At 52.4% G+C, this 12,801-nt stretch carries 9 protein-coding genes; 2 read left to right on the top strand and 7 right to left on the bottom strand.

Annotated features, from left to right (window positions below):
• Nucleotides 1-90: 90 nt before the first annotated feature.
• The 4 genes from M1D70_RS10630 to adhE form a co-directional block, all read right to left on the bottom strand.
• Nucleotides 91-1,449 carry an ABC transporter substrate-binding protein gene (locus M1D70_RS10630; protein WP_015734431.1) on the bottom strand — a complete coding sequence of 453 codons (1,359 nt, stop codon included), beginning with the start codon at nucleotides 1,447-1,449 and terminating at the stop codon, nucleotides 91-93.
• 223 nt (nucleotides 1,450-1,672) lie between these two features.
• Nucleotides 1,673-2,398, bottom strand: a complete 726-nt coding sequence (gene pflA / locus M1D70_RS10625; RefSeq protein WP_009595005.1) for a pyruvate formate-lyase-activating protein — start codon at nucleotides 2,396-2,398, stop codon at nucleotides 1,673-1,675.
• A 43-nt stretch (nucleotides 2,399-2,441) separates the two neighbouring features.
• On the bottom strand, nucleotides 2,442-4,688 hold the full coding sequence (gene pflB, locus M1D70_RS10620; protein ID WP_456289839.1) for a formate C-acetyltransferase: 2,247 nt from the start codon (nucleotides 4,686-4,688) through the stop codon (nucleotides 2,442-2,444).
• 319 nt (nucleotides 4,689-5,007) lie between these two features.
• Nucleotides 5,008-7,620 (bottom strand): bifunctional acetaldehyde-CoA/alcohol dehydrogenase, encoded by a 2,613-nt coding sequence (adhE, locus tag M1D70_RS10615; protein WP_456289838.1) that lies wholly within the window; start codon nucleotides 7,618-7,620, stop codon nucleotides 5,008-5,010.
• Between the two features lie 274 nt (nucleotides 7,621-7,894).
• On the opposite strand from adhE, the gene M1D70_RS10610 reads away from it, so the two are divergent.
• A complete protein-coding gene (locus M1D70_RS10610; RefSeq protein ID WP_456289837.1) occupies nucleotides 7,895-8,620 on the top strand; it encodes a Crp/Fnr family transcriptional regulator in 726 nt (241 codons plus the stop codon).
• Between the two features lie 90 nt (nucleotides 8,621-8,710).
• A complete protein-coding gene (locus tag M1D70_RS10605) occupies nucleotides 8,711-8,869 on the top strand; it encodes a hypothetical protein (RefSeq protein ID WP_009595014.1) in 159 nt (52 codons plus the stop codon).
• A gap of 238 nt (nucleotides 8,870-9,107) precedes the next feature.
• Here M1D70_RS10605 and M1D70_RS10600 read toward each other — a convergent pair whose 3' ends face one another.
• From M1D70_RS10600 to nirB, 3 genes are all read right to left on the bottom strand, one after another.
• The gene (locus tag M1D70_RS10600; RefSeq protein ID WP_009595013.1) at nucleotides 9,108-9,896 is read right to left on the bottom strand and encodes a formate/nitrite transporter family protein; all 789 of its coding nucleotides are present in this window, start codon (nucleotides 9,894-9,896) and stop codon (nucleotides 9,108-9,110) included.
• Nucleotides 9,897-9,940: 44 nt separating this feature from the next.
• Nucleotides 9,941-10,258, bottom strand: a complete 318-nt coding sequence (nirD, locus tag M1D70_RS10595) for a nitrite reductase small subunit NirD (protein WP_009595012.1) — start codon at nucleotides 10,256-10,258, stop codon at nucleotides 9,941-9,943.
• A 94-nt stretch (nucleotides 10,259-10,352) separates the two neighbouring features.
• Nucleotides 10,353-12,791 (bottom strand): nitrite reductase large subunit NirB, encoded by a 2,439-nt coding sequence (nirB, locus tag M1D70_RS10590; RefSeq protein WP_456289836.1) that lies wholly within the window; start codon nucleotides 12,789-12,791, stop codon nucleotides 10,353-10,355.
• Nucleotides 12,792-12,801: the final 10 nt, after the last annotated feature.

The raw sequence follows: 12,801 nt of genomic DNA, 5'->3' as shown, positions 1-12,801 counted from the left end.
TAACCTCCGTATTGATGTCTGATGTTGTTTAGGCGAAAGGGCACCCCCATATGCCTTTAGCGGGTGGTGCCCTTTCGTCTGGAATTCTAGTTATTCCTCTGAAGCATTAGCCGCTTCCTGTGCTGCTTGAACATTCTCCAGCATCTTCTCGGCATCGAGCTCGCCGCCGATCACCTGCTGGATTCCCATGCTCAGCGCCGTGTTTACGTCGGCTTGAACAAGCGCATCGAAGGCAGGGAAGGATTTGTTGATTTCGCTGACGCCTTTGAAAATATCCTGCATCAGCGGATCATCCGACGTGGAATTCATCGTTTCCAGATCCATCTTCATCGCCGGCAGGACTCCGTCTTCCTTAAGCCCGCGCAGCTGCATTTCATCCGTCCACATATTTTTGATGAATTCTTTAACCGCTTGAAGCTTGCGAGGATCCTCTGCTACCGCCGCCGAGAAGCCGTATCCGTTGTTCGCGTCCTGCATGACGATGACAGGGTCGCCTTCATTCACCGGAGGCAAATTGAAATATCCGATCTTGCCGACCATGTCGCCCGCTTGGGCCGGATCTCTAAATACGGAGTTCGCCCATGATCCGTCCATCATCATGACGGCTTCCCCGGTGATGATTTGATTTCTCATGTCCGCGTATTCAAAGCCGAGCTCGCCTTTTTTGAAGTACCCTTTCTCCACCCATTCCTGATGTTTCTTCACGCCTTCCACGACTTTCGGATCGGTCCATTTGGTTTCCCCGGTCTTGAAGCCGTAAGTTACCTCCGCCCCTGCATAATAACTCCACAGGTTATTCGTGGTCATGAGCGGAATCCATGCATCCTTGGAAGATTGCGCGAACGGAATTTTGCCATCGGCCTTGATGGCTTCGGCGATCTGCTCAAGTTCCGCCAACGTTTTCGGTACGCTGAGGCCTTTCTGGGCGAAGTAATCCTTGTTATAGAAAATACCTTCGATGGAACCGCCGATCGGCAATCCATAGATCTTGCCGTCATGCGTGAACGGGTCCAGTGTCGTAAATTTGTCCTTTATGCCGAGCTCATCCAAGATCGGGGTCAAATCGAGCATCAAGCCTTCTTTGGAATATACGCCTGCATCCGGGCTTCCGAATACGTCGAATACTTCCGGCGGCTTGCCGGCAGCCATCTCGCCTCTCAGCTTCTCTTTACGATTCACTTCAGAGTCTACAGCGTCCAGCTTGATTTTAAGCCCGGGCACCGCTTCTTCGGTTTTGCTGACCACATCGTTCAGCAATGCGAGACGGAACTTCTTGGATTCGCCTACTTGCGTATGGCGAATGGTGATTTCAAACGGCTCATTGCTCACCGTTCCTTCCGAGCCGCCTGACGGCTTTTCTGCCGCCTTGTCACCGCCGCCGCATGCAGACAAAAGCGTGGATGAGACGAACAAAAGCGACATGAATAATGCCAGACCCTTTTTCTTCATTGTCTTTGACCCTCCCGAAGTGTTTGTATATTGATAGGCGCTTTCCTTACATCTTCATTATAGAAAGCGATTCCACTTTACGATAGGTCGATATTTTTCTATCCAAGGGATAATATCCTCTACAAAAAACAATAACCCTTCCATAATGAGGAAAGGTTATTGTTATTAATAATAACATATTGTGTTTCATATCATACAACTAAACGGAGTTCAGAACCGACGGCTATTTCTCGGAAATTTCGCCAATCAACCGATAGGCGCGTGCGACTTCTTCCTCGGACGGTGAAGGTACGCCCTCCAACGGGTATGCCATGCCGAGCTCCTTCCATTTGTACACGCCCATCTGATGGTATGGCAGGATCTCGAACTTTTCCACGCCGCGCAGCGTGCGGATGAATTGACCGAGCGCCGCCAAATCGTCCTCGCTGTCATGGATGCCCGGCACGTAGACGTGCCGGATCCACATGTTCCGACCATGGTCGGACAGCCAGCGGGCGGTCTTCAGCGTCCTTTCATTGGACTTGCCTGTCAGCTTGATGTGCTTCTCGTCGTTGATATGCTTCAGATCAAGGAGGACCAAGTCGGTATGCTCCAGCAATTCCGATATTTTATCCGGCTCGTTATACCCGTTGCTGTCCAGGGTCGTATGCAAATTCCAGCGGCGCTTCACTTCCTTGAACAGCTCCGTGACAAAAGGATACTGCAGCGTCGGCTCACCGCCCGAAACAGTGAGTCCTCCACCCGATGAGCGGTAGTAGCTCAGATAAGGCTCAATCTCTCGCAGCACGTCATCCACCGTCATTTCATGTCCTTCATGAAGTCCCCAGGTATCCGGGTTGTGGCAGTATTGACACTTCAGGAGGCAGCCCTGCATGAAGAGCACAAAGCGGATACCCGGACCGTCCACCGTTCCGAACGTTTCTATGGAGTGTACATGACCTTTTAGCATGGTGCGTCATCCTTTCTGTATCCGCTATGGTTGTCTTCCATCCTTACATCGATCCGTGGAAGGTACGGTTAATGACATCGAGCTGCTGTTCGCGCGTCAGTTTGACGAAGTTGACCGCATAGCCGGATACCCGGATGGTTAACTGCGGATAATTCTCCGGATGCTCCATCGCATCGATCAGCTGCTCACGGTCAAACACGTTCACGTTCAAATGGTGGGCCTTGCTGCCAAAGTAGCCGTCCAGCATGGCAACCAGATTGTTTACCCGAATGTCGCTTTCTTTGCCCAGGGCTTTCGGGACGATCGAGAACGTATTCGAGATGCCGTCCAGACTGTCCTCATAAGGCAGCTTGGCCACGGAAGTCAGCGAAGCGAGGGCTCCCTTCTTATCGCGTCCGTGCATCGGGTTTGCGCCCGGTGCAAACGGCTCGCCTGCTTTGCGTCCATCCGGCGTGGTTCCTGTCTTCTTGCCGTATACCACGTTCGACGTAATCGTGAGCACCGACTGGGTCGGCATGGCATCGCGGTAGGCTTTGTGCTTGCGGATCATGCTCATGAAGGCCTCGACCAGTTCAACGGCGATGCCGTCCACGCGGTCGTCGTTGTTGCCGTAGCATGGGAAATCGCCCTCGATTTCAAAATCCACCGCAATCCCTTGCTCATTGCGTACCGGCTTCACCTTCGCATATTTAATCGCGCTCAGCGAATCCGCTGCTACCGACAGGCCCGCTATGCCGCATGCCATCGTCCGCAGGATATCGCGGTCGTGAAGCGCCATTTCAATCCGCTCGTAGCTGTATTTGTCATGCATGTAGTGAATCACGTTGAGGGTATTCATGTAGAGCTTCGCGAGCCATTCCATCATCGGCTTGAAGCGCTTCATGACCTCATCATAACTCAGAACCTCAGCGGTGATCGCCGGATATTCCGGTCCGACCTGGGCGCCGGATTTCTCATCCTTCCCGCCGTTGATTGCATACAGCAGCGCTTTGGCCAGGTTCGCTCTGGCTCCGAAGAACTGCATCTGCTTCCCGATGCGCATGGCGGATACGCAGCAGGCGATGCCGTAATCGTCCCCGTAGATCGGACGCATGAGATCGTCATTCTCATATTGGATCGAGCTCGTTTCGATCGATACCTTCGAACAGTATTTTTTGAAGGCCTCCGGCAGCTTCTCCGACCACAGTACCGTCAAGTTCGGTTCCGGCGCAGGTCCCAGATTGTACAGGGTGTGCAGGAAACGGAAGCTGTTCTTCGTTACCCTCGTTTCACCGTTCAACGACATGCCGCCGATGGATTCGGTCACCCACGTCGGATCGCCGCTGAACAGCTCGTTGTAATCCGGCGTACGCAGGAACTTCACGATCCGCAGCTTCATGACAAAATGGTCCACCAGCTCCTGGGCCGTCTCTTCCGTCAGCACGCCTTCGGCCAAATCCCGCTGGATATAAATATCAAGGAAAGAGGATACCCGGCCAAGCGACATGGCAGCCCCGTTTTGCTCCTTGATCGCGGCCAAATAACCGAAATACAGCCATTGGAATGCTTCCTTTGCCGTATTCGCCGGTTTGGAAATGTCAAAGCCGTGCATGCCGGCCATTTCTTTCAGTTCCTTGAGGGCGCGCATTTGTTCGGACAGCTCTTCCCGCAGACGGATCACCGGCTCGTCCATGGCGTCCACTTCAAGCTCGCCGAGTTCTCTCAGTTTGTCCTGGATCAGCGCGTCCACCCCGTATAACGATACTCTGCGGTAGTCGCCGATGATGCGGCCGCGGCCGTATGCATCGGGAAGACCCGTAATAATCCCGGCCTTGCGCGCTGCTCTCATCTCCGGAGTATAGGCATCAAATACGCCCTGGTTATGCGTTTTGCGGATGCCGTTGAAGATATCCACTACCGCCTGCGGCATTTCGAAGCCGTATGCGTTGCACGCATCAATCATCATCCGGATGCCCCCGAAAGGCTGAATCGAGCGTTTGAACGGCTCATCGGTCTGCACGCCGACGATCTGTTCTTTATCTTTATCCAAGTAGCCAGGCTGGTGGGAGGTGATGGTGGAAGGCGTATGGACATCCACGTCCAAAACCCCGCCGTTATCCCGTTCCTTCTTGGTTAAATCCGATACGATATCCCACAGTGCCTTGGTGTTGTCCGTAGGTCCCGCCAAAAAATCATCAGAGCCATAATAAGGGGTAATATTCTCTGCAATAAAATCGTTAACGTCAATGCGCTTGGTCCATTTACCTGATTTAAAACCTTTCCAGCCAACTTCTTTTTCAATCACCGACATATTGAATCCCTCCTAGATTATGCTGCAGCTTGCAGGGACTGGCGGGGCCACACATTGATCTATCTCAGATCTTAAATGTGATTATTTTCACGATCAATGGCATCTCTGCCCCGCCATGTGCCTTCAAGCTTCTATATCAAAGATCTGAGATTCAGCTTTCTGCTACACCTTTATTGTAGTCCTGTTGATCCGCAGCATCTGTGATAATAATCACAAAGTTGTGGTTATCCGTGATTTTTATCACTCTGATTCCGGGCTCCCCTGGCTTCTACCACCATTTATAATGGAATTTAGGATCAGCCTTCTGCCCCTTTCCTGTTTAGAAACGTCCATAGAAGGCGTTGCGATATACTTCTGCTAGCTCTGTCACCAGCGGCAGCTTCGGATTGCTGGTCGTGCACTGATCTTCGAAAGCCCGGTCCGCCAAATGCTCGACGTTTCTCTCGAAGTCCTGAGGATCGATGCCAAGCTGCTGGAACGATTCCTCGATGCCGAGCTTGCTGTTCAGCTCGCGGATGGCGGCGATCAGGCTGTTTACGCCCTCCTCCGTCGTTCTTGCCGGCAGTCCAAGAATCCGTGCGATCTCGGCATATCTTTCATCGGCCACAAAGTGGGTGTATTTCGGCCATGCCGCGAATTTCGTTGGCTTCTTGGCATTGTAGCGAATGACGTGCGGCATCAGTATGGCATTGGTCCGTCCGTGCGCCGTATGGTACTGTCCGCCCCATTTATGCGCCAGACTGTGGTTGATGCCCAGGAACGCGTTCGCAAAGGCCATGCCTGCAAGCGTCGAAGCATTATGCATTTTCTCGCGGGCGAGTTTGTTGCCGGTCAGCGCCGATTGCTCAAGATATTGGAACACCAGCTGGATGGCTTTGATGGCAAGCCCATCCGTGTAATCGCTAGCCATCACCGATACGTAGGCTTCAATCGCATGCGTCAGGACGTCCATGCCGGTATCGGCCACCGCCGTTTTAGGCAAGGTGTACACGAATTCCGGATCGATGATCGCCACGTCCGGCGTCAGCTCATAGTCTGCCAGCGGGTATTTGGTATTTCCCTGCACTTTGTCCGTGATGACGGCGAACGAAGTTACTTCCGAGCCCGTTCCCGACGTTGTCGGAATGGCTACGAATTTCGCCTTCCGTCCCAGCTTCGGATATTTATAGACCCGTTTGCGGATATCCATGAATTTTTGCTTCAGGTTGTTGAAGTCCGTATCCGGATATTCATAGAACAGCCACATCGCTTTTGCGGCATCCATCGGCGATCCGCCGCCGAGGGCGATGATGCAGTCCGGCTGGAACCGTTCCAGCATCTCCGTACCCCGTTCTACTGTCGTTGTCGAAGGATCCGGCTCGACTTCCGAGAACACCTCGATGGCTACCGGCAGTCTGCGCTGACGCAGGTAATGCTCTACCCGCTCCACATATCCCAGCTTCACCATCATGGGGTCGGTTACGATCGCGACGCGGGTGATGTCAGGCATTTTGGCGAGATACTGCGTCGAGCCTTTTTCAAAGTATATTTTGTCCGGTACTTTAAACCACTGCATATTCACGGTTCTGCGGTTCACCCTTTTCACGTTGATGAGATTGACGGCCGTCACGTTCGACGACGTGGAATTCCGGCCATACGAACCGCAGCCGAGCGTCAGCGACGGCAGGTTCGTGTTGTAGATATCCCCGATGCCGCCTTGCGAGGAAGGCTGGTTGACCAGGATGCGGCAGGTCTTCATGCGATCCGAGAATTTCAGAATGACGTCCTCATTGTGCGAGTGGATGACCGACGAGTGGCCCATGCCGCCAAAAGCAACCATCTCTTCGGCGCGCGTGATGCCCTCTTCCGCGTCTTTCACTTTATAGCAAGCCAGCACCGGGCTCAGCTTCTCGGCGGACAACGGATAAGCGGGACCGACTCCCTCTAGCTCGGCGACTAGGATCTTGGTGCTTTCCGGCACCTCAAAGCCGCAAGCCTCGGCAATCTTGGCTGCCGGCTGTCCGACGATGGTAGGATTGACGGCGCATTTATCCGCTACCATGGCATGCGCGGTCAGCTTCGCCAGCTCTTCCTTGTTCACGAAATAACAGCCGCTGGCGATCATTTTTTTCTTCACGGTATGATAGATCGGCTCTTCGATAATGACGGCTTGCTCGGATGCGCAGATCATGCCGTTATCAAACGTCTTGGATAGAATCAAGTCGTTCACCGCTTGATCGAGGTCCGCGCTCTTCTCGATGAAGCACGGCACGTTGCCGGGACCTACGCCGAGGGCTGGCTTGCCGCAGCTGTATGCTGCTTTGACCATCGCCGATCCGCCCGTAGCCAGAATGCAGGCAACGTCAGGATGGTTCATGAGTGTATTGGTTTTATCCATGGAAGGAGCCTCGATCCACTGGATGCAGTCGGCCGGAGCGCCTTGTTTCACGGCGGCGTCCCGCAGGATGAGCGCGGCTTCCCTGCTGCATGCCTGCGCGGATGGATGGAAACCGAAGATGATCGGGTTTCTTGTTTTGATGGAGATCAGCGCCTTGAATATGGTAGTCGAGGTCGGATTGGTTACCGGTGTGATCCCCATGATGATCCCGATCGGCTCCGCAATTTTTTGGAAGCTGTCATAGGCATTGTCTTCGATGATACCTACCGTTTTGTCGTACTTGATGCTGTTGTGGATATACTCCGTGGCAAACAGGTTTTTGATGATTTTGTCTTCATACACGCCGCGACCCGTTTCTTCAACCGCCATTTTCGCCAGCTGCATGTGCTTCTCAAGTCCGGCCATGGCCATGGCCTGCACAATTCCGTCGACTTGCTCCTGATCGAGTTTCATAAACTTTTCTTTTGCCCGATTCGCCTTGTCGATCAGACCTTGAATGTACTCTGCTGCCGTTTGTCCCTTCACTTCAACCGTTGTTCCTTTGCTCACAGCCATATCTCTCATCCTCCCATGGTTCATGTTCTTTCTGTCTACGCTTCGATCGTAACACAGACGCTTCTTAAATCATGTGAAATATTTCACAATATTAAAATTTATCTTTTCTGTGTGATTTATACCTGTCTTTTCCCTCTTTCAAGTGAAAGAGATCACAATGTTTGAAAATTCGCCATGATTTCCCTCTTGTTCCGCCCCACAAGTGAATGTTTTCACGTTATAATGTATTTAAAGATTAAACAGATCAAATTTTAGGATGTTGGGGGATACCACCATGAAAACTGTAGACCATGTAATGGAAATCGAAAACTTAGGGAACACGCAGTGCTTCTCGGAACAAAACCGCAACCGTCTGCTGGTTACCATGAAGGAAAGGGTACTCCCTGAAGGATCGCATTTGTTCTGGGAAGGCGACTTCGCCGACAAGCTGTACTTCGTTAAACAAGGAAGAATTAAATTAACCAAATCGACGGATGAAGGCAAAGAGCTTATTCTATATATGTACCATCCAGGAGACATGGTCGGGCAAGCCGATCCATTCTTCAGCAACAACCACAGTTTTTCGGCAGAGGTGCTTGAGGACAGCGTAGTCGGGGTCATCGAGCACAAGGAACTGGAGCTGTTGATCTGCCAGCATTGCGACTTCGCGATTGATTTCATGAAGTGGATGGGTATACACCACCGCATCACGCAGACCAAATTCCGTGATCTCATGATGTACGGCAAGCCCGGCGCATTAACGTCGACGCTGATTCGTCTGGGCAATACCTACGGGCAGCATCAAGAGGATGGCACCATTCTCATCAACAAAAAGATTACCCATACCGATCTTTCGAACATGATCGGGGCCACCCGCGAAAGCGTGAACCGGATGCTGAGCGACCTTCGCAAAAAGGACGCCATCGAATATGCCGGCGGCATGATTGTTATCAAAGATCTGCCGATGCTGCAGGAAATATGCCACTGCGAGCTGTGTCCGAACGAAATCTGCCGGATTTGATCCGCCTAAAGCCCCTTCGGTGCATAATATACGGGCATCTGCTTACAATAAACCTTGTCTTTCCAAACCAAATCAAAGGGAGTGCTCAGCATGCGTGAAGGTTTGATTCCTGCTGTTCTTGGAACCGTGGTTTCTGCTTCGGGTGCCGCTCTGCTTTGCAGCAGGTATAAATTCGCTGCAACCGGTATTCTAGGCTTCGGACTGGCTCATATGGTGCTTGGTGCGATTGACCTGGTGGAACATCGGTAAACGATTTGGAAGGCAAGATTCTCACGGCTGTCCTTTCAGTTCAATGACTGAGGAGGACAGCTTATTTGTGCTATTGCCCTCCTATTTGTATACAAAAAAAAGAAACCGTTGCTTGGCAAATGGACGAATGACAGACCATTAACCAAGAACGGTTTCTTTAAGTTTATTCACCAGGTTGGACTTCATCCGACAATGAACTAGGAGGATGGAATTCCTCCGCAACACCGCCTATCATAGCCTACTTTTGCTTGTTCCCTTTTCCCGAAGAGATAAACCAGTAAGCCATGCCTACAAACAACCCGCCGCCAATGATATTCCCCAGCGTGACCGGCACCATGTTGCTGATCCAGCCGCCGATGGATACCGTCTCGGGATGTCCCGGCAATATCGTCGCCAGCGTCAGAAGCGACATGTTCGCTACGCTATGCTCATACCCTGTCGCAATGAAGGCAAACAGGCACCACCATATTAAAATCAGTTTCGTTGTTTCTCCTTTGGCCCGAATTCCCATCCACAGGGCCAGACATACAAGCCAGTTACATAATATGCCTCTAAAAAACAGCTCCATGAACGGATCGTTCATTTTCTTGGCCGCTGCCGTGAAGATGAGATGATCGGGCGGCAGCCCTTTGAACAGGCCGGAAGCATAAACCAGATAGCTGAGCAGGATCGCTCCCGCCAAATTGCCGATAAACACAAAGCCCCAGTTCTTCAGCGTGTCCCCCATCGTCGTTCGTTTGGATAACGTGCTTATCGTAAAAAACATATGATTTCCGGTGAACAGCTCTGAACCGGCAAACACAACCAACGTGAGCGCAATCCCGAATGCGGCTCCCATGACGAGGGACTGGAAAGGCGAACCGGCGGCTGCCAGCGGCGCGCCCAGCTTAAAGATTAATACGATCCCAATGCCGACATAAGCACCGGCCAGCATGGCCGATACCATGTAGCGCAGCAAGTTGTTGTTCATCTGCTCTTTTTTCGCGACCGCGGCATTGACGACGGCTTCCACATCATTGTTAAACATGGGTTACCACCTCTTGGTTTCGTCTGTTGATGCTTATTACGGCCTTATACACCTACCTCAACCTTTCCATCCACGGCGCGAACCGGATATATCCGTACTTGGCCCTTATCCGGAGCCTGCACAAGCCCTGTCGAAAGCTCGATTTTCCAATCGTATAACGGATCGTAAATGTAATGCCCGGATACGATGGCTTCGGCTAACGGACCTCCTTTGGGGTGCGGGCTTTTATTCTCGAGAGCAAACCATTGATGATCCGAGGTTCGGAAGACGGCAATCTCCCGGTCACCGATCTGGACCACCCTTCCGAGTTGCGACAGAAATTCATGTTCATTCCCTACCGTGATATAAGTTCCGGTTTCCATAATGCGCAGCCTCCACTTCTCTTGTTCGATTCCTATCCAAGCAATAAGCTCTCTATAATCCGGCAGCCAAGGGGGGAATCGTTCTCCCCCTCGATTACTTGCTGCCGACCGGTCTTGCGTCCTGGAACAGCGTATTGCGCAGCTTATCGTCGTTCAGCACTTTCTTCCACGGATCTTCGACTTGCTGCAGGGCCAGCTCTATTCTTTCCACCAGCTCCTTACGCTGTTTAGCATCATCAAGGACTGCCGCACGGATTTGTTCCAGTCCCAGACGCTCTACCCATTCCGACGTTCTCTCGAGGTACTTGCCGGTTTCACGGTAGTACTGCATTAAGGCGCCGCAGATCTCGATCAGTTCCTCGTCCGTTTTCACTTTACAGAACGAATCGGCCAGGCGTGCCTTCGTTCCGCCGTTGCCTCCGACGAATATCTCCCATCCGCCGTCATTGCCGACGATCCCGATGTCCTTCGTGCACGATTCGGCACAATTTCGCGGGCATCCGTTGACCGCCATTTTAAACTTCGCCGGAAAGTCCAGCCGCTCGAATTTCTCCTCGAGGAATGCACCCATGCCCATCGAATCCTGCGTGCCGAAGCGGCAGAATTGGGAGCCTACGCAGGTCTTGACGGTCCGCAGCGATTTGGCATAAGCATAACCGGACGGCATATCCAGCTCTTCCCATACGCTTGGCAGATCTTCCTTCTTCACGCCGATCAGATCCAGTCGCTGTCCGCCGGTTACCTTAACGACCTTAACATTGTACTTAAGCGATACGTCCGCAATTTTCTTCAAATCCTCCGGCGTGGTAACGCCGCCGTACATTCTTGGCACTACCGTGTAAGTGCCGTCTTTCTGAATGTTGGCGTTCATCCGTTCGTTGACGAAGCGGGACTCCCTCTCCTCCTGATGGGTCACCGGATTCAGCATGGCCAGATAATAATGGATGGCGGGACGGCATTTGGAGCAGCCCTCAGGGTTGCTGAAGTTCAGCACATGCATGACTTCCTTCGTCGTGGTCAGCCCCTTGGCGCTGATTTCGGCGACGATTTCGTCCCGGTCGAGCGTGGTGCAAGGACATATGCCTTGTTTGCCTGCCGTCTTAAAGCCATCGCCCAGTACGCTCTGAAGGATTTGCTCCACGACTGGCTTGCAGCCTCCGCAAGAACGGGTCGCTCCCGTGCAAGCTTTGATTTCGTCCACCGTCGTGAGGCCTTGAAGCGTCACGGCATCCACAATGGCCTTTTTGGTTACGCCGTTGCAGCCGCAGACGATTTCATCGTCGGGCATCTTATCCAGCGAGAAGGCCTTGCCGTTTCCTTTCCCTGCACATTCGGTGCCCATGATCGAATGATAGATCTCCTCGGTCATGGCCGTCTTTTTTCGTATCATGGATTGAAGGCTGGCCGAATCGCTGACATCTCCGAACAATATCGCGCCGACGATGATATTGTCGCGCAGCAGGATTTTCTTATAAGTCTTGCGCCAATCGTCCTTCGCCACGATCACCGAGTGCTCAGCCTGCTCCATGAACTCTCCTGCGGAGAATACATCAACGCCGCTGATTTTCAGTTTCGTCGATACGATGCTGCCCTCGTAAGGCTGGCCGTCCAAGCCGCAGAGATGCTTGGCAAGAACCTGTCCCTGCTCGAACAACGGCGCAACCAGGCCGTAGCATGCCCCCCGATGCTCGCAGCATTCGCCAACCGCATACACATCCGGCCAGGAGGTCTGAAGATAATCGTTGACTACGATTCCCCGGTTCACTTCGATACCGCTCGCGTGGGCGGCTTCAACGTTCGCTCTGATACCCACGGCCATGACCACGAGTTCCGCTTCAAGCTCATCTCCATCTTTGAACCGCAGCCCCGTGACTCTCTCATCGCCCATGATTTCCGTGGTTTGTTTGCCTAATAAGAACCGGATCCCCTGCCGCTCCAGCTCCCTTTGCAGCATCCCCGATGCCATGGAATCCAGCTGGCTCTCCATCAAATCCTGCATGAGATGAACCACCGTCACCTCCATGCCCAGGCTGACCAATCCCTTCGCAGCTTCCAGACCCAGCAGCCCTCCTCCGATGACGGCCGCTTTCTTGTATGCCTTGGCGGCTTGAAGCATCTGCGTGCAGTCGGCGATGTTTCGAAATCCGATAACTCCCTCTTTGTCACTGCCCGGTACAGGCAATATAAAAGGCTTCGAACCTGTAGCTATAATCACTTTGTCATAAGGAACCGTCAATCCGTTATCGGCCGTTACAACCTTGCGCTCCCCGTCGATGGCGGTGACGGTCACACCCGTATGCAGGGTGATCTGATTGTCCTCGTACCATTTCCAGTCATTCAATACGATGTCGTCCAAGGTTTTACTGCCTTCCAGCACATAGGACAGCATAATGCGATTGTAGTTCGGGTGAGGCTCCTGTCCAATGACGGTGATGTCAAATTTCCCACCCAATTTAATGATTTGCTCGACCGTGCTTATGCCTGCGATACCGTTGCCAATGACAACCAACTTTTCTCTCTTTATATTGGACATCGTTTGATTC

Source organism: Paenibacillus sp. AK002 (assembly GCF_053903045.1).
Note: the sequence above shows the minus strand (reverse complement) of the source record. Positions and strands in the feature narration are given on the sequence as shown.